Origin of the sequence: Mycobacterium pseudokansasii (genome assembly GCF_900566075.1) — a bacterium.
Lineage (GTDB): Bacteria > Actinomycetota > Actinomycetes > Mycobacteriales > Mycobacteriaceae > Mycobacterium > Mycobacterium pseudokansasii.
In genome coordinates this window covers 919,731-938,638 of record NZ_UPHU01000001.1, presented here as the reverse complement: position 1 = coordinate 938,638, position 18,908 = coordinate 919,731, and the positions used below count along the sequence as shown (strand labels likewise).

The window sequence follows — 18,908 nt, the reverse complement described above, 5'->3', positions numbered from 1 at the left end:
TGACACGGGCTGCCGGCGGGCTCATTCCGGCAGCGCGGATCGGACGTCGGTATGCCCAAAGTCATTGCCTTTCCACAACAGTGGCTCGCGTAGGTCTACGGCCAGTGCATACGACAGGCAATCGCCGAAGTTCAAACCGGCCGGGTGGCCACTGCCTTTGCCGAAATCTGCGTAGGCCTGACGCGCAAGCCGGGCCTGCCGTTCGGCCACCGGCTCGACCACGAACCGGGCTTCCTCGAGCAGCTCGTCCAAACTCCTGCTGATGATCGGGTCACGTAGGGAATCCAGGACAATCCCGCATTCGAGATAGCTTGCCGCAGAAAGCCTTCTCACATCCGCGGCGGCGATTGCGTTGGCGTAGCGGGCGGCGTCGTCCTCTTCGGTGAGGATCGCAATGATCGCCGACGTGTCCACGATCACGCCGGTAGCCCTCGCTCGTCGTAGAGCAGTGCAGCATGGTCCAGCGGCTTGTTCTCCGGGTTCATCCGGCTGGCGGTCTTGTGGCCGATGGCCAGGAGCCGGGCGGCCAGATCGTCCCTCTGCAGCCGGGACAGCCGCTCTTGCACCGCCGTCGCCACCGCCTGAGCCTGAGACTCGCCCGTGATCGCGGCGATCTGCCTGACCGCTTCATGGACCGACGCATCTTTGATGTTCAACGCCATGTTGGTACCTTTCTACCTGTCTGATGGTACCGTGGTGTCGCGTCACTCGCGAAGGCTCGCGGTGCGCCGTCGACGAAACCATTTGTCAGCTCCGGTCGAAGCTCTCACCGATGTCGACAGAGACTCGGAGATTGAGATCTTCGGGTCGCTGAGTCGCACACCGGTTGAGCGCTGCGCAGGCTTCCGGCGACGATGCGGCCCAGCGCCGAAGGCCGCGGCACGCTCGGCTAGCCTGTTGGCCTGGGCGACGTCTATTCGGGCCAAACGTTGCCGACGTGCAAACCTTTATCCCGTTCTCGGACCGCGAGCTGCCGCCACAGACACCGCATGGCTTGGTGGCGCCCACGCGCGTGGTCCGTCACCGATCGCTTCGGAAAATGTGAACAACGTGCCAAATTTGTCGCACACCCGAAGTATGGTCGCCTCCGGGTCGGTACCAGCTTCCTAACGGGAGGTGTCATGGACGCGTTCGGTGTCCTTGACGAAGTCCTGAACGACTACGAGTCCTTCGTGAAGGGCTTCCTTGACATCAAGGACGAGCAGATCCGGGCCAAGGTCGAGGGCGAGATCGAGGACGGCCTGCTGTGGCCCGAGCCATGGTTGGCGCTCAACCCCGCTTTCGACCCGGGGGGTCGGTCGGCGAGCTGGTCGAACGGAGAGTGCTGCATCCCCACGCTCGCGAGATCTTCCGCATCAAGGCCGACGACGACGCTATCGGCCGGGAAGTCACCTTCCATCGGCACCAAACCGACGCCTTCGAGATCGCCAACCGCGGCGAATCGTACGTCCTGACCACTGGCACCGGCTCGGGCAAATCGATGTCGTACATCGTGCCCATCGTGAACCGGGTGCTGCACGAAGGATCGGGCAAAGGTGTACGAGCCATTGTCGTCTACCCGATGAACGCGCTGGCCAATAGTCAGCGCAGCGAACTGGAGAAGTTCCTCGGTACCGCGAACCACAAGGTGACGTTCGCCCGCTACACCGGGCAGGAGACATCGAGCGAACGCGAGACGATCCTGGCATCGCCTCCGGACATTTTGCTGACCAACTACGTGATGCTCGAGCTGATGCTCACCCGGCCACGTGAGCGTAAGGCGCTGATCTCCAGTGCCGGGAACCTGTCGTTCCTGGTCCTCGACGAGCTGCACACCTATCGCGGGCGCCCGGGCGCCGACGTTGCGATGCTGGTGCGCCGGCTGCGCAGCGCGATCAACGCTGAAAAGCTGCAGTGCATCGGCACCAGCGCGACCCTTGCCGGTCCGGGCACCAAGGCCGAGCAGCGCCAGCAGGTCGCCGACCTGGCCACCCGAATCTTCGGTGTCAAGATCCCGGCCGCCAACGTGGTCGGCGAGACGCTGCGACGGGCGACGTCCGGCCACGTCGATACGGCTGCGCTCACCGCGCGGCTGCCAGCGTCGACCCCGGATACTTGGGAAGACTTGCGGACCGATCCGCTGGCCGTGTGGGCCGAGGACGAGTTCGGGCTGCGCGAAGACGACGAGGGAAAGCTCAGCCGTCGCCCACCGAGCAAGTTGAGCGAGGCGGCGGCAAAGCTACACATCGCGACGGGCGTCGACGAACAGATATGTCGTGACAAACTCCGGAAACTCTTGCTGGCGGGGTCGCGAGCCCGCGATCCCCAGGGTCGTTCGCTGTTCGCGTTCAAGCTGCACCAGTTCATCGGCAAGGGCGACACCGTCTACACCACGCTGGAGCCGGCGGAAAGCCGTTACCTGACAACGCAATACCAACGAAGCGCACCCGAGCGGCCGGCGGGTCAACCGTTATTTCCACTGGCCTTCTGCCGGGAATGCGGCCAGGAGTTCTTGGTGGTCAACCTCGATCGCGGCCGCAAGAGTTTCAGTCCACGTATCCTGCACGCAGGCATCGATGAGCAACCCGACGCGACCGGGCTGCTCTACGTCACTGACCAACCATGGCCCGATCCGGCGGACCCCGCACTTCTGGAGCTGGTGCCCGACGACTGGGCGGTGTCTGCCGGTGCGGGCCAAGCCCTTGATCCCGCGCGCCTCAACAAGCTCCCGGTATCGCTGCGCGTCGACCCTTTTGGCAGCATCACCGACGACGGAATGCCCGTTGCGATCTTCGAACGGCTTGACTTCTGCCCCTCGTGCAAGACGAGCTACGAGAGCGCCCGGCAGTCGGAGTTCTCCCGCGTGGCCAGCCTTGGTACCGAGGGCCGGGCCAGCGCGGTGACGGTGCTGTCGCAATCAGTCGTGCGTGCCCTGCGCGACGAGACCGATCTCGATGCCGAAGCGCGGAAGTTCCTGGCGTTCAGCGACAACCGTCAGGATGCGAGTCTGCAGGCCGGACACTTCAACGACTTCGTCATCGTCGCGTTGATTCGATCCGCACTCTACCGGGCCGCCCTCAACCATGGCGACGGGCCACTCACCGACGAGAACCTGGGGCCCGAAGTGGTTTCCGCGCTTGGCGGTAACAACCTCAAGCGCTTCGCACGCGACGAGGACACCGCCGACGAGCTCGTGCCGCGCAAGAAGATCGCCCGCGCGCTGCGCGATGTCGTCACCTATCGACTGTGGCGCGACCTCGCCCGCGGATGGCGCATCACCATGCCCAACCTCGAGCAAACCGGCCAATTGCGGCTCGATTACTTCGGTTTGGATCAGCTCGCAGATGACGACACCAAGTGTGCTGCAAGAGGCGGCCCATTAGTCAGCGCAGATCCCAAGGTTCGCCGGCAGTTGATGCACGTGCTGCTCGACGAACTGCGCCGAAACCTCTGCATCGAAACCGAATTCCTCAGTGAGGAGAAGTTCGATGCGATCAGGCGTGCCAGCCGGGAGTGGCTGAAAGATCCGTGGGCGATCACCGACGAATCCGGAACGTACAGTGGCACAGCGTATCCCGGCAGCCGGCCCAAAAACGTCGCGGGCACTGGCGCCGACCTTTACTTGTCGGGTCTCGGTTCGCGGTAGTCACGTTAGCGGGTGACGACATACGGCCGAGGCGGCCACGGGAGATCCTGCATGTCCGCGAGGTTGCATAGCTTAGTTCGCAGCCCGGTCCGCCCCGCCAACGACTCCGGAGCGGTGCTGCCACTGGACTTTCAACGTGGATACGTGGACCCATGGGCGTGCCGCCGATGACTTCTCAAAAGCCGCCGCCCCCGGCGATCGAGGCCGCCTACCGGATTCTTGCGGAGCACGGACCGCTGTCCGCGGCAGATCTGACGGGGCTCTACGCTCGCAGGGCTTCGCCAAGTCGATCGAGAGCCTCTCCCAACTCGCCGATCGCTTTCCGCAGCGCTTTCAGACGGCACGCTGTCCATCAGGTCCGCTGAGCCCCCGGTGACCGTCGCCCGAGTCGGAAGATATCAACGAGAACACCGACGGGTACCGACCCACGAACATTCGCCGCGCCGCGGCCGACCGTATCGCGGTCCTCGACATCGAGACCACCGGGCTCGACTCTGCCGCAGACTTCGTCTGCGAACTCGCTTTGGTTGGGTTAGACGGCACGCCACTTGCGAACATCATGGTCCAATTGCCAGCCGGTGTGGCGCGGCCGAACGAGAGTCTCGGCGCGGAATTCCCCCTCGACGACGCGCTGCGGTTACTCGAGGCCCACCTGGCCGAGATCGACCTCGTGATCGGCCACAACCTACTGGAATTCGACCGGCCGCTCCTGCACAAGGCGGCCGAGCGCGCCGGCATCGATCCCCCGCACCTTCCGTCGTGTGTCGACAGCCTGCATCTCGCAACCCTTTTCGACGCAGCGATGCCCAACCGGTCCCTGGCGGATCTGACGCACCAATTCAACATCGATCACCAGGAGCCCCACCGCGCCCTGGCGGACGCGACCGCGACGGCCGGGGTCGTTCGGGCGATGCTGGACGCAATCGATGTGGAAGAGCCCAGCTGGCAGCTCGCCATCGGTGTCCTCGAGGCCTTCGATCATCCGCTCGTGTCGTTGCTGCCCGGGCTGACCGCAACCCCCGAGCTGTCCACGTCGACTCGCCCGCCAGATCCGCTGCTGATCCCGTCGGGTTCACCGGCTGCCGACGCGTTCTCGGCCGCACGCGACGCCTTCGCGGTCCTGCAAGCCCGGCATCAACTCCTCCCGCGCGAAGCGCAACAGCAGATGGCGCGCGCCGTCGCCGACGTATTCGATCACGGGGGACGCTTTGCGGTCGAGGCTCCCACCGGGACCGGCAAATCGCTGGCCTATTTGTTGCCGGCCCTTGGACGCGCCTCGCGACCGGCTCAACCGGTCGTCATCGCGACCGTAACCAAAGCGCTGCAGAGCCAATTGCGCGACGAAGCAACGCGTCTTTACACCGACGGGCTACTGGGGGCACCATTCCGGCAGATCCAAGGCGTCGGCAACTACGTGTGCACGCGCGAGCTCGAAGATGCGCTGTCGGACCGCGAATCCTCCCCGCTCGCCCTGGCCGTCGCGCTGCGTGCCATCGCCGCATCCCCGACCGGAACCTGGGACGACGTCACCGACGACGTCATCCGCCGTCGGGACACCCGCTATGCGCGCACCCGGGCGCGGCTACGCACCAACGCCGGCGGTTGTGAACGGACGAAATGCGTTTGGGCACAGGTGTGTCCGCTGACCCAGCAGCTCAACGGTCTCGACAAGACACCAGGTGTGGTGTCGGTGAACCACGCGCTCATCGCCAACTGGGTGAAGACCGACCATGCCCCAGGTGACGTTCTCGCCGAGTCCCGCGCCGACCTCGTGGTCGACGAGGCGGTCACGGTAGCGGATGGCCAGGTCTGGGGGCACCAAGCGAACCTCAGGCCTGGCGCAACCGATGCACGCCGAATGGACAGCACCACAACGCTTCCCAGAGACCATGGTGTCATCGACCGGGAAGGCCACTTTGGGCCCGATGCGTCCCGATGCAGTTACTGTGGCGGCAGAATCTGCCCGGTGTGCCTGCGCGGCATGGTCTCGTGTGACTGTTGCGCAACGCCGATCTGTCAGCGATGCGTGAATAAGCCGAAAGAAGAACTCTGGCTATGCCCTGCGTGCGCCACGCTGCGGCGCGCCACCCGACGGGAAGCCCGCCAACATGGGCGGTTCCTGCTGACCCGAGGCATGCTCATCGGGACCGACCCTGTGCACACTGTCGTCGTGGAGCACACGAAACATCGGTGGATGCGTCAGGCCGAAGACGGCGCCCAGTCCGTCATCGCGAGCCCCGCGGTCGAAGGATTCCTGAACGAGCGCTTGGCGGATGGCGACGACTAGTTCCCCGGGACCATGCACCGGTGCGCATCTTCCTTGGCGACTGCCCGATAAGCATGCATAGCCGGATAGACGCATAAGCCGCCGCACGCTCCGCCGAACCAGCGTCAGGCCCGAGCGGCCCAACGCCGGCACCGTTCTCGATCCGCAGCCGTCGTAAGGCCGAGCCTCCTCGGCATGCCGCGCCGCCTGCCGATGCCGAGACCGTCGAAGGTGCGTCATGATCGCATCCCGCCTGGATTGATTACAAAGTTGACTTCTGCAACTCTGTCCGATACAGATGTATAGATTTCAATACAAGATACATACAGGCGCCGCTGGGCGACGAGGGAGTCAACACAGGCGCGCAGTATCAAGCGATCCGAAGGGATGTCGGCAGTGACGCTGTGGGTGGTTGCCGTAGACCCAGCGGACGCGACGGCATCGGTGAAGTGGTTGAACGCGCCGCCGGTAGCGGCGTACACCGGCCCCGGGGATTTCGGCGATGGTTGCTGCCTCGGTCTCGTTGCTGCCTCAACGGTGTTGAACAGCAATGATTTACAGCCCGCCGAGGCGACCGCCGAAAGTGCCGGCCAAATCCGGGCTCGCGCCGGTGCCTACCGGCCAGGCTATGGCGCCGGTGTCGCTGCAGCAGCGTTGACGCCCCCCCGCCACCGGTCTGGGGTGAACACACTGGCGACACCGTGAATGGCACATCGAAGACATCGTTTGACCCCGCATCGCCGAAAGGACCATCCGCCCATGCCCAGACCGACCCGTAGCGCGAGACCTGAAAACACCGCCGACGATGCCGAATCTGGTTCGGCTCAACCCAAAGCCGGGACCGCCAAGTCGCGGCGAGGCAGGCTTGCGGCCGGCGCCACGCTGGGAGCGCTGGCACTGACCAGCGGCATCGCCGGCATCGTCGACGCCTCAAGCCCGACCACCGCCAACGGTCTCGGCGTCGATGTGGGGCGGCTTACCATCACGCTGGCCTCCCACGGCGGCTTCAAGCTCGACAGCTGCACCAGCAACACCAACGACACTTCCGGTAGCAGCCTCAGCGGCGGCACGTCGAGCAATTCGAATGACACGACGGCTCCTACCCAAGACAGCACCACGGCAACCAGCAGTTCCGGCGGGGCCAATGAGCCTCCCGCAGATACTCAGACAAATGTGATCCCGGGTAACGCTCAGCCGGCGGGGCCGCAAGTTACGTCCAGCACCGGCGCAGCAGGCGGGTATGACGACTACGACTACTACAGCTCGAGCGAATCCGACGACGACAGTTCAGGCACAAATACCGTCGCGCAATGGCAAGCGAACAACAACGAATACCGCCCTGACGACCCTAGTAGTGAAGAGCAATCGGATCTCGACTATGCAGCTGCATATGCGGCAGGCGACCCGTATAACCCTGACAACTAACGGCAAACAGGCAGATCGGCATTTCGCGTTGGTCCGGTATGACCGGACTGACGTGATCGGAAAGACATTTGGGCCCGAGATGTATATGCGTTCGACTACCCGGAAACACCAGCGGCGTAGTCCGGATTTCCGGCCTCGGCAAGAAAGCGGGCGAGGTTATGGTAACCATTGCCGATAGCACCCCCTCCCCTACCGCCACCTCCGGCATCACACCTGCTGAAAGCAATGATTCGGACGCGAGGGTGCTCGACGCTCATCTTCGTGAGGCGTTGGCCTTCGAGGCGCCGTATGTGCTTGATCGGCTGCTTAGCGACCGGGTGGTCGAGACCCGCGCTCAGGCCGAGAAGCTTTTCACCGAAGTCAAGAAGTATCTGGTGTTATGCGAGCTGAGCCACGACAGGGTCATCGGTATGTATTCGGAGATGGTCGACGCCGCCTGGCACACATTTATCTTGTTCACCGATCAGTATGCGGACTACGGCCGGCGGTTCTTCGGCCGTTATCTCAGCCATGCCCCTACCCACTACGGCCCCGGGCACCACGGGAAGCGCAGGACGGCAGTGAAGAATCGGCCGCCGGCAATTCCAGTGAATGGCCGGGGCCCGCGGTGGAAGTCCACATTCACTGATTTCCGCGAGCGCTACGAAGCATTGTTCGGACAACCACTCCCCGATGTCTGGCATGACGTCTGCTTTATCACCGTCAACCGCCGGATGCTTGTCGACGACCGCCGGGGCCGGCTTACCTTGGCTCGCAGTGACGACTACGTCGCGCTGTGTCGCACCGACGGCACCGCTGTCTTGTCGGTCAACGATATGGCCTGTGCAGCATTGCAATTCATCATCGCCGCGGGCGCCTTCTATGTCCGGGAATTGCCCGGCGGGCTGACCGACGATGAAAAGATCGGCCTTGCTCAAGCGCTCGTCCGGTCTGGCGCACTCAAAGTCGCTCCCTAGCAACATGTTCGGTGCCGACGGGGCCGCCGCAGGGCGGGCGGGTACGTCAGCAGTGTCACCGGCTTTGGACGCCAACGGCTTTCCCGAGCCCCTGGCGGCGTCGGGCGGTCAGCGGGGCACCACCGGATGAGTTCGTCAATGCGGCAAACAGGCCGCGGTTTCCCATCATTCACCACCAGCAAGGCCAGGAGCCATCGTGTTTGATTTTGCGCTGTTGCCACCAGAGGTGAATTCGGCCCGGATGTACACCGGTCCGGGATCGAGCTCGCTGCGGGCCGCCGCAGCCAGCTGGGAACTACTGGCAGCCGAACTGCACTCCGCGGCCGGCATGTACCGAGCGGTGGTGATGGACCTGACCAGCATGCGGTGGAGCGGTCCGTCGTCGATGTCGATGGCCGCCGCGGTCATTCCCTATGTGGAATGGCTGACCGGCACCGCCGAGCAGGCTGGACACACCGCGGCCCAGGCAACCGCCGCCGCGACGGCCTTTGAGCAGGCCTTCACGATGACGGTGCCGCCGGCGCTGATCGCCGCCAACCGCGCCCAGCTGCTCGCGCTGATCGCCACCAACTTCTTCGGCCAAAACACCGCCGCGATCGCCACCACCGAAGCCCAATACCTGCAGATGTGGGCCCAAGACGCCACCGCAATGCACGACTACACCCTCGCCTCGGCCGCAGCATGGAAGCTGACCCCGTTTGTCTCCCCGCAATCCGACACCAACCCCGGCGGGCTCAGCGCTCAACACGCCGCAGTCACCCACGCCGCCACCAAGGCCCCCACGCCTTCGAACAAGGGCAACTGGATCGGAAACCTGCTCAAAGACATCGGAGCGGCGTTGACCGCGGTCGGCCTACCCGAGGTCGGGCTGCCGCTCTACGAATTGGGCGTATTCGTCAACACCTTGAAGCTCCCCAAGATCCTCAAAGACGACTTCACCGCCCTCGACGCCCTGTTCGCCTGGTACTCCACCATGGGCTCGGTGACCGGCGTCAGCGGCATGGCCAACGGGATCATCAATACCGAGAAGAGCCTCGGCTTGATTTCCGGCGTGGCCCAACCCGTGGCCGACACCGCACCCAAAGTCGCCCCGGCCCTGCTGGCCCCGCTCAATGCCATCGCCAAATCACTATCCGGAGCAACCATGCGCGCCGGAGGCGTCCTGGGCGGTCAAGTCTCGGCCACCGCGCGCAGCGCAGGCACCATCGGACAACTGTCGGTGCCCCCCTCCTGGGCCACACCCCAGGCCACCGTCGCCGCCAAAACATTCCAGGCCGCCACCCCCCTGAGCACACTGCCCACCAGCGACGCCGCACCCGCAGCCATGCCCGGCCTACCCGGAATGCCCTCCGCCGCAACCGGACGCGCCGGCGTCATACCCCGATACGGACTCAAAATGACCGTAATGTCACGCCCACTCTCCGGAGGCTAACCACACCCTCTTGGCCAGCTTTGCTGAGGACGCAAGGTTTGACAGCGCATACGCCCACGGTTTTCACGGCAGACATGCTGAGAGCGTCGACTGTGCACTGACGGCGCTGAGCGTGCACTGAGGGCGTCGACTGTGACGTCAGGCCGGCCGGATCGCGAATATGCCGCCCGCCATGCACCCTCAAACCCGCCACCGCACACTCGATACGGCGGCATGGCAGCCGACGAAGCTGCGGCGGGCCGAAAACAGACGCCAACGGGATGGTCCATCGACGGCGCGCACGTGGACATCGATGACCAGCAGCTCCTGGTCACCTTGAATTTTCGAGGACGTGGGCAAACCGCATACTCGTGAGACCGGTGTGACCACACGCCGGGTCGGCTCGGCGAGCAACCCGCCGCGCATGCACTGTCGGGGCCAGAACCCAGCCTGGCACCAGCCGACATCGGCCGACTCATCGGTAACGGTTAAGTTGTCGACAGGACGAGCACGGCTCAGCGAACACCACCCGAAGGATCGTCGGGAACAACATGCGAGTTGACGGGCGCGACATCGCCGTTTCCGGCAGCTTGCTGCCCCCGGTGATCCGGCGCACCAACGACATCATCCGGCTCACCCTGGCGGCGATATTCCTGCCCGCGGTGATCGCGAGTTCACTGTTCACCCGCCCCCAGTGGATCGCGCTGGAGAAATCCATCTCCGAGATCGTCGGCGTGCTGTCGCCCACCCAGTCGGATCTGGTGTACCTGGCCTACGGCATCGCGATTCTGGCGTTACCGTTCATGATTCTCATCGGCCTGATCGTGTCCCGCCAATGGAAGCTGCTGGGTGCGTATGCGGCCGCCGCGTTCATGGCCTTCCTGCCGTTGTCGATCAACAGCAACCGCATCGCGGCACCCCGTTGGCATTTCGACCTGTCCGACAAGCTCACCACCCTGCCCGCCCAGTTTCTCGACGACCCGCGGTGGATCGCCATGCTCGCGGCGGTGCTCACCGTCTCGGGGCCATGGCTGCCGGCCCGGTGGCGACATTGGTGGTGGGCGCTGCTGTTGGCGTTCGTGCCGATCCACCTCGTTATCAGTGCCATCGTGCCGGCCCGCTCGTTGCTGGGATTGGCAGTGGGATGGTTCGTCGGCGCGCTGGTGGTCCTGGTCGTCGGTACCCCTGCGCTGGAGGTGCCGCTGGACGGTGCGGTGCGCGCGCTGGCCAAACGCGGATTCGCCGTCGCCATGCTCACGGTCGTACGGCCGGGCGGACCCGGCCCGCTGGTGCTGTCGGCCACCTCGACGGACCCCGAGTCCAGGGCAGCAGTGGAGTTGTACGGTCCGCATCAACGCAGCGGCGGCGCGCTGCGGCAACTGTGGTGGAAGCTGCGGCTGCGCGGCTCCGAAACCGCGCCGCTGCAGACCTCCATGCGCCGCGCCGTCGAGCATCGCGCCCTGATGGCCATCGCCATCGGACAAGCGGGCGTCGCCAACACGTCGACGATCGCTTTGTCCGACCTCGAACGCGGCTGGACCTTGTATGCGCATCAGCCCGTTCGCGGGATTCCACTCGACGAGTGGACAAGCCAGACTGCGGTTTCCCAGGTGTGGAAATCGCTGCGCATCCTGCACGACCACCAGATCTCGCACGGAGACCTGCGCTGCAATGCGATCACAGTCGACGATGGCACCGCGCTCTTCGGCGGGTTCGGCGCCGCCGAATACGGAGCCACCGACGCCCAACTGCAATCCGACATCGCCCAGCTCCTGGTGACGACGACGGCGCTGTACGACGCGAAGTCCACGGTGACGGCAGCGATCGACGCCTTCGGCGCCGACACCATCCTGACGGCCTCCCGCCGGCTCACCAAATCCGCAGTGCCCAAGCGTATCCGCGAATCGGTAGCCAACGCCAAGACCGTCATCTCCAACGCCCGCTCGGAGGTGATGCGCCAAACCGGCGCCGATCAGATCGAAACCCAGACCATCACCCGGTTCAGCCGCAGCCAGTTCATCCAACTGGTGCTCATCGGCGCGCTGGTCTATGTCGCGTACCCGTTCATCAGCACCGTGCCGACGTTCTTCTCTCAGCTCAAACATGCCAACTGGTCGTGGGCGCTGCTGGGTCTGGCGGTGTCGGCGCTGACCTACGTGGGTGCGGCGGCGGCATTGTGGACCTGCGCCGACGGCCAGGTGAGCTTCGTGAAGCTGTCGATTGTCCAGGTGGCCAACACCTTTGCCGCAACCACCACCCCGGCCGGCGTGGGCGGGCTCGCGCTCAGCACCCGCTTCCTGCAGAAGAGCGGCCTGACCGCATTGCGCGCCACCGCCGCAGTGGCGCTGCAGCAATCGGTCCAGGTGATCGTCCATCTGGCGTTGCTGATCCTGTTCAGCGCCGTCGCGGGCACGTCGGCCGATCTCTCCCACTTCGTCCCGACCGCCACCGTGCTGTATCTGATCGGCGGTGTGGCGCTGGGGATTATCGGCACGTTTCTGTTCGTGCCCAATCTGCGGCGGTGGCTCTCGACGGAGGTGCGTCCCAAACTCAAGGAGGTGTCGAGTGACCTGGCCGCGCTCGCTCGCGAACCACGACGCCTAGCGATAATCCTCTTGGGTTGTGCCGGAACGACTCTCGGTGCGGCGTTGGCCTTGTGGGCCAGCGTCGAAGCCTTCGGCGGCGGTACGACGTTCGTCACCGTCACCGTGGTGACCATGGTCGGCGGGACGCTTGCCTCGGCCGCTCCCACCCCCGGCGGCGTCGGCGCCGTCGAGGCGGCGCTGATCGGTGGGCTGGCCGCCTTCGGAGTGCCGGCGGCCATCGGAGTCCCCTCGGTGCTGTTGTATCGGGTGCTCACCTGCTGGCTCCCGGTATTCCTCGGCTGGCCGATCATGCGCTGGCTCACCAAGAACGAGATGATCTGAGCCCCTCTTGCGCTTCACAGGAAGACCGGCACACACCCCAGGACTAGCCCGAAGTTCCCCCTGCTGTGTTGACGAATGGGTGCTGACCTGCGGTTTTGGCTTGTTCACTGACTACATGTAGCCCAGGCGGTGGGTGAGGCCGAGGAGTTCGAAGGCTCGTCGCTGCAGTGGGGTGGGGGTGGTGAGTTTGGTGAATGTTGGCATGTCGTCGGCGGGTTGAATGTGGTTGGCGCAGATGGTTTCCAGGTCGGTGAGCAGGCTGGTGAAGCTGTGCACTGGGGTGCCGTCTTGGGTATGTTTGCGGGCGGCCTTGGCTAGTGCGGCATCGGAGCGTTGGGCCGCGGCAACGGGATTGGTGCGTGTGGCGGCGGCGGCGGGTTTGTCGTGGTCGACAAACAGGATCGGGGCCAGGGCTTGTTTCATGTGCCAGCTGATGTAGTAGGACAGCATCCGCAAGAACATGTGGGCGCGGACCCGGTCGGCGAGATGGTGGCGGATGGGGCGCACGTCGAGTTCGCTGTTGCAGGTGCGGAAGAAGCGTTCGACGTCTTCGAGTCCCTTGTAGCGCAACACGACGTCGCCCGCGACGAGGGTGTCGGCGGGCAGGCTGGTGCGTATCACGTAGATGCCGTCGAGGGCGGCCTCGGCGGCGATGCTGTCTTGGTTGCGGGTGTAGGTGAACGTCTCGTCGGTGATCTCGGTGTGAAAGTGCTTGGCCATTTTGTAGTGGTTGATCACCTTGCCCACCTTGAGCGCGATCTTGTCTTGGCCGCGCAGCGGGCGCCGTGCTCGGGTGGTGGCGGCGGCGATGAGGGCGAGCTGTTTTTCGGTGGCGGCCAACAAGTCTTGGCGTTTGCGGGTGCGCTGGGCGCCCAGGACCGGGTTGTGGCAGCACATCAGCCGCTCCCCGGGAAAGTCTGGGGAGGTGATCTCGACGAGGTCTTGTTGGTCGAACAGGGTCAGCTGCAGCGCGTCGGCCTCGACGAGGGCCTTGATCTGCGGGGCGCGCAGCGCGGTGATCCAATCCAGCTCGGCGGGGCGCAGCTCATCGCGGATGCGCGCGCAGGTGAGCATGCCGCGGTCCCCGATCAAGCAGACCCGGGTGAGCCCGAAGCGTTTTTTGAGCTTGGTGATCTGGGCGCTCAGGGTTTTCGGGTCGGCGGTGTTGCCGTCGAACACCTCGATCGCTATCGGTATCCCGGCGGTGCTACACAGCAGCCCGTAGACGATCTGCGGCCGGCCTTTGACCCCGTCGCGGGCGTGCCCGATCTTGCCCAGCGGGCAGGTGTGGCCCTCAAACGCCGCCGAGGACACGTCGTAGAGCACCAGGGTGCCGTTGGCCAAATGCCGTGCGGCCAGCTTGGTTTCGATGGCGTCCTTGCGCTGAAGCACCCAGTCCATCGCCGCATAGAGGTCATCCTCATCACAGCCGGACACGCCCAGCACGTCACCGAGAGAGCTGGTCGCGGTCTCAGAACGCAACCCGCGCGCCACCGCCAGCTTGGAGCCTGGGTCGATCACCTGGGCCACCAACATGGCGGTCACCAGATTCCGCCGCCGCGAGGGCGCCGGGTCGATCAACTCCTCCACGCCGAGTGCCCGCGCGGTGCCCAGCACCGCGGCCACGTGCCCGTGCGGCAGGCTGCGGGTGATCTCGAACGCCTCGGCCAGCTCCACCGTTGGCGACAGTCCCTTAAGCACCCGCGATAGCGCATCCACCTTGGGCGCCGGCCAGCGGGTCAGGTTGGCCAGGGTGCGGTTTTTCACCTTTCCGCCTTCGCGGTAACTTTCCCGCAGCAGGATCGCCGGCGGTGACCCCCGGTTCGGCACCCGCGCCACGTACATGTCTACTTTATAGCATATCGATAGGAGTTATAACGCTTATTCAATTGATGACGCGCCGTACGAGTCTATCGTGCACATGTCTACATATTCGCCTTTACGTGGGCGCAAAAACACCTGCTCACAAACCACATCGGCGACTCAGACCCCACCTAACGGGGGGAACTACGGACTAGCACGAACGCCGTCGCCACGATGCCGGCCAGCCCATAGCCGGCGACTCTGTCCGCCGCCGCTGTGAACATTAATCGCCCACGAAGGCTTGCTTATTCGGACGACTCCACTTCCATGACCACGACGAGCAGCACCGAACTCCGGCTGCTTTCACCCACCGTGGTGGTCAGATACACCAGGTAGTACTCCTCGGGCACTGCCTGCGACACCGTGATCGCCACGTTCACCGATGCCGACCCGTCGTCGGCGAATCGACCGGACACCGGCGCCACGGTGATCCCGCCGACCGTGGACATGCCGGTGATCGTGTAGTCGCCGGCGCCGTCGATCATCCGCTGCGCGTCGAGCGTGACGGTCCCCGTGGTCCCCGGAGCGATCGTGACGATAGGCCGTGGAACATTGACCGTCACTGCCGAACCGCCCGCACCGAACGACGGCGGCGCGGAGGACGGGGCGGTGCCCCAGACCGTGTCGGGGTTGGCCGCGAGCGAGAATGCGACGTCACCGCCGGTACGGATGATCGACTCCGGTAGAAACGTCTTGTCGGTGGGCCGTCCGTCGATGGTCAGGCCGTTGATGTACTTCATCCGGCCGGGCGCCGAAGCTCCGGGCGCCGCGATCCGGATGGATTTGCCTGCCGGAAGCGCGATTACGGCGCGATCGAACAACGGTGTGTTCACGGTGAGAATCGATGTTCCCGGAGTGCTCGGGTACAGCCCGAGGGCCGCCCAGACGTACCAGCTGGACATCGCACCGAGGTCGTCGTTGCCTGGCGCCCCGTCAGGTGTGGCCGAGAACAGCCCGCGGACCCGGTCGACGGTGCGCTGCGTCTTCCATGGTTGCCCGATGTAGTTGTACAGCCACGGAACCCCGAAACTCGGCTCGTTACCGGCCCACAGATAGGGCTGGTTAGGGCCCACGTTGAGCTTCTTGGTGAAGCGGTCGAGGCGGTCGGCCACCGCCTTGCGGCCGCCCAGGGCGGTCACCAAGCCGGCGACGTTGTGCGGTACCCACCAAAGGTATTGCTCGGCGTTGCCCTCGTCGAAACCGTCCTGGCCGAAGCCATCCGGGGTCTCGACGAACCCCGGGCCGTAGCGGAAGAACCCGGTCGGGCTGCGCGGCGAGACATAGCGGGTGCTGGGGTTGAACAGGTTCTGCCAGTATTGCGCCCGGTTCTGGAATTCGGCGGCGGTGGCGCTGTCGCCGAGCGCCGCGGCGAACCGGGAGATGGTGAAATCGTCGACCGACCATTCCAGCGTGATCGAAGCGCCGGCGATCCGGCCATCGGTGCGGAACTCCGCCGTCTGGGGCCCGTAACCCAGCTGCAGGTAGGTGGCGATTCCCGGGCGCTCCACATAGCCGCCCAACCCGGCGCCACCCTCGGTCGCGCCCCGCACCATGTAGCGTAGCGCCGTGTCGACATCAAAGTCCTTGCCGCCGAAGGTATATAAGTTCACGATCAGCGGCACCACGTTGTCCCCGGTCATCATGCCTGTCGCCGAATTCGCCAGGGCCCAGCGCGGATAGGACCCGCTCTGCTCGGCATCGTTGACCAATGATTGCGCCATGTCGCCGGCACGCTCGGGGAAGAGCAGGCCCTGCAGGGGAGCCAAACTGCGGTAGGTGTCCCAATCGGAAAAGTTGGCGTACTGGGTATGTCCTTGGGCAACAGCGTGGATGAGACCGTCGAACCCGAGGTAGCGACGGTCCGCGTCGTTGAATGTGTTGGGGTGCAACAGTGACCGGTAGAGGCAGGTGTAAAAGGTCGACACCTCACCGGGATCCCGCCCGGCCACCCCGATGCGCGACAGGGCGTTGTTCCATTCGGTGGCTGCGGCCGCGCGAACGTCGTCGAAGCTTGTGCCACCCTCGGCGGCGAGGTTTGCCCGGGCCCCGTCGATGCTCACGTAGGAGATCGCGGTCCGCACTTCGAGCACCGAGCCGGCCGGAAACTCCACGTATCCCCCGCTGTAACGCGACTGCGCCCGGCGGGCACCGGCGTACACCGCATAGCCGTCCCAGGTGCCATAGGAGGTGAACGGCCTGCTGAACCGCATAGCGAAGTACACCGTGTAGGTGTTTTTCTTGCCGCAGAACCCTCCGCTGGTGGCCCAACCGGTGATGGTGGTGTTGTCCGTGCCGATCTCGATGGCCGCGCGCGAGTTTCCGGCGAGTGACGCGCCCGAGCGCACCCGAAACGACGCCGGCCGGCCGTCACGCGGATAGCTGAACCGGCCGAAGCCGGTGCGGGTGGTGGCGGTGAGTTCGGCGGTCACCCCGGTCGCGGGGAACCGCACCGTGTAGTAGCCGGGCACCCCGACCTCGGTGTCGTCGTGGGCGATCCGCTCCGCGGCGCGCCAGGGTTGCGCACCGATTGCGGTCGTGGTCGGCAACATCGAAATGTCGCCGAAGGCAGCGCAACCCACCGAGGCGTGGGTCATGCTGAAGCCGGTGGAACGCGAATTCTGGTACTGGTAGCCGGCGTAGGTGTGGGTGGTGTCCGGTGAGTACTGCACCATGCCGAACGGCACCGACGCGCCGGGGAAATTGTTGATCTCCCCGACGATCTCGCCCCCGGAACCGGTGCCGACGAGCGTGTCGACGTGGTCAACCGGATTGGCGACGAAGGTCGGTTCACCGTCGTAGGCCGTGGGCGAAGCCGCAATCAACGGCACGAAAAGACCCAGCACCGCGACGAGTGCCACCAGGGCCCGCAGCGACCTCCGTGACCGCATAGCTGTCTCTTACTGCACGTGGCGCCCTCTCGTGGCTGTTTCGAGGCGATTGACACCGACAAGCGGCCGGAGATTTCCGCCGGTGCAACGGTATGCGTCAAAGTCGTGCACTGATACCGGCCGCGTTTCGCGCGGGTTCGGCTAGTCTCAGTGCCGACGTCGCCGGTGCAGGTACCGGGACCCAGATTCGGGAGATGCAATATATGAAGCACCTGACCGCGGTAGTCGCAGTCGCAGCGGTGAGCCTGGCGCTGGCCGGTTGCGGCTCAAAGACCGAAACCAAGACCTCCACGTCGACGTCATCGACGACGAGTTCCACGTCGACAACCTCCGCGTCTTCGACCAGCGCGACACCGGGCGCACAGGCCAAGAAGACCATCTCCGACTATCTCAACGAGAACCACATCACCGAAACCCCGGTCCACCTGGGTGATCCCGGCTCGCCGACGATCAATTTGCCGATGCCCAACGGCTGGCAGACAGCCAACGACAGCAGCACCTCATACGGCGCCATCGTCTACAGTCAGCCGGCCGACCCCAAGGACCCGCCCACCATCTCCGCACTGGTCTCCAAACTCACCGGCAACGTGGACCCGGCGAAAATCATCGAGTATGCCCCCGGCGAACTGCAGAACCTGCCCGGATACCAGGGTTCGGGCAACGGGTCCGCGTCCACGCTCAGCGGTTTCCATGCCTGGCAGCTGGGCGGCACCTACGTGCGGGACGGCAAGACACGCGCCGTCGCCCAGAAGACGGTGGTGATCCCCGGTCAGGACGCCGTTTACGTGCTTCAGCTCAACGCCGACTCACTGGAAAGCGAGCAAGGCCCGTTGATGGATGCGACCAGCGTCATCGACGAGCAGACCACGATCACGCAGTAACGCAGTAGCTGGCCAGCGCCTGGCCCGCCGGCGGGAGCCGGCGAGCCACGCGTCGGTGCGTCACGTGTGGCGCGAGACGACCGGCCTGTGGCGGCGCACTCACGCCGGAATCGCATGGCTTTGACTGTGGCACAACACCATCGGCGGCAGTCGACAGCACGCCTTGCTTCGGATTCACTACACTGAACGACAATCTGGATCGACAAGTGCAGGTGTCCCGCACCAACGCAAGCCGAACGGACGACGATGAGCAACAGAACACTCTACGAACGGTTGGGCGGTTACGACGCCATTTGCGCTGTGAGCCACGATCTCGTGGACCGCTTGCAAAATGATCCGCAGCTCGGCCGTTTTTGGCAGCACCGCGGCGAGGACGGCCTGAAGCGGGAACGCCAACTGCTCGTCGATTTTCTATGCGCGGCAACCGGCGGCCCCATGTATTACCGGGGCCGAGACATGACCCTTGCCCATCGAGGCATGCGTATCAGTGAAAGCGATTGGGCCATTTTCCTCCAGCACGCCGACGCAACCCTGAAGAGATTTGAAGTCCCTCAAGCCGAACACGACGAAGTTGTCGCGTTCATCCAGACCACAAAAGGGGAAATCGTCGAAGTGTGAACCCCGGCTCGCAGCCGGGCATCGACCGCGACGCATTGCCGCGTGATC

The 18,908-nt window shown here is 64.8% G+C and carries 12 protein-coding genes and 1 pseudogene; 9 read left to right on the top strand and 4 right to left on the bottom strand.

Features of this window, described 5'->3' with window-relative positions:
- Positions 1-21: 21 nt before the first annotated feature.
- Together EET10_RS04355 and EET10_RS04350 are read right to left on the bottom strand one after the other, a co-directional pair.
- Positions 22-420 (bottom strand): type II toxin-antitoxin system VapC family toxin, encoded by a 399-nt coding sequence (locus EET10_RS04355; RefSeq protein ID WP_122501922.1) that lies wholly within the window; start codon positions 418-420, stop codon positions 22-24.
- Positions 417-662 (bottom strand): type II toxin-antitoxin system VapB family antitoxin, encoded by a 246-nt coding sequence (locus EET10_RS04350; protein WP_036398495.1) that lies wholly within the window; start codon positions 660-662, stop codon positions 417-419. Before EET10_RS04350 ends, EET10_RS04355 begins: the two co-directional genes overlap by 4 nt.
- A gap of 596 nt (positions 663-1,258) precedes the next feature.
- Between EET10_RS04350 and EET10_RS04345 the strand changes: the two genes are divergently transcribed.
- The 7 genes and pseudogenes from EET10_RS04345 to EET10_RS04305 all read left to right on the top strand — a co-directional run bounded on the left by EET10_RS04345 (position 1,259) and on the right by EET10_RS04305 (position 12,610).
- Positions 1,259-3,625 (top strand): DEAD/DEAH box helicase, encoded by a 2,367-nt coding sequence (locus EET10_RS04345; protein WP_246013712.1) that lies wholly within the window; start codon positions 1,259-1,261, stop codon positions 3,623-3,625.
- Positions 3,607-3,696: pseudogene (locus EET10_RS04340) on the top strand (DUF4926 domain-containing protein); the annotation flags it as partial. The gene EET10_RS04345 and the pseudogene EET10_RS04340, both read left to right, overlap by 19 nt.
- A 488-nt stretch (positions 3,697-4,184) precedes the next feature.
- Entirely contained in the window at positions 4,185-5,912 is a 1,728-nt protein-coding gene (locus EET10_RS04335; protein WP_122501921.1) for an exonuclease domain-containing protein, read from the top strand.
- Positions 5,913-6,650: 738 nt separating this feature from the next.
- Positions 6,651-7,316: a hypothetical protein gene (locus EET10_RS04325; protein WP_036398499.1), complete on the top strand. Its 666-nt coding sequence runs from the start codon at positions 6,651-6,653 to the stop codon at positions 7,314-7,316.
- Between the two features lie 158 nt (positions 7,317-7,474).
- Positions 7,475-8,272, top strand: coding sequence for a glycine-rich domain-containing protein (locus EET10_RS04320; RefSeq protein ID WP_136624711.1), 798 nt, complete (start codon positions 7,475-7,477; stop codon positions 8,270-8,272).
- Positions 8,273-8,465: 193 nt separating this feature from the next.
- Complete coding sequence (locus EET10_RS04315; protein ID WP_122501918.1) at positions 8,466-9,704, top strand: PPE family protein; 1,239 nt, start codon at positions 8,466-8,468, stop codon at positions 9,702-9,704.
- A 530-nt stretch (positions 9,705-10,234) separates the two neighbouring features.
- Complete coding sequence (locus tag EET10_RS04305) at positions 10,235-12,610, top strand: lysylphosphatidylglycerol synthase transmembrane domain-containing protein (RefSeq protein WP_036398507.1); 2,376 nt, start codon at positions 10,235-10,237, stop codon at positions 12,608-12,610.
- Between the two features lie 111 nt (positions 12,611-12,721).
- On the opposite strand, the gene EET10_RS04300 is transcribed toward EET10_RS04305, so the two are convergent.
- Both EET10_RS04300 and EET10_RS04295 read right to left on the bottom strand, forming a co-directional pair.
- Positions 12,722-14,455 (bottom strand): IS1634 family transposase, encoded by a 1,734-nt coding sequence (locus tag EET10_RS04300; protein WP_036398586.1) that lies wholly within the window; start codon positions 14,453-14,455, stop codon positions 12,722-12,724.
- 263 nt (positions 14,456-14,718) lie between these two features.
- On the bottom strand, positions 14,719-17,361 hold the full coding sequence (locus tag EET10_RS04295) for a GH92 family glycosyl hydrolase (RefSeq protein WP_063466607.1): 2,643 nt from the start codon (positions 17,359-17,361) through the stop codon (positions 14,719-14,721).
- 203 nt (positions 17,362-17,564) lie between these two features.
- Between EET10_RS04295 and lpqN the strand changes: the two genes are divergently transcribed.
- Positions 17,565-18,242: an envelope biogenesis lipoprotein LpqN gene (gene lpqN / locus EET10_RS04290; RefSeq protein WP_063466608.1), complete on the top strand. Its 678-nt coding sequence runs from the start codon at positions 17,565-17,567 to the stop codon at positions 18,240-18,242.
- A 246-nt stretch (positions 18,243-18,488) separates the two neighbouring features.
- Positions 18,489-18,860 carry a group I truncated hemoglobin gene (locus tag EET10_RS04285; RefSeq protein ID WP_036398509.1) on the top strand — a complete coding sequence of 124 codons (372 nt, stop codon included), beginning with the start codon at positions 18,489-18,491 and terminating at the stop codon, positions 18,858-18,860.
- The last annotated feature ends 48 nt before the right edge of the window (positions 18,861-18,908 follow it).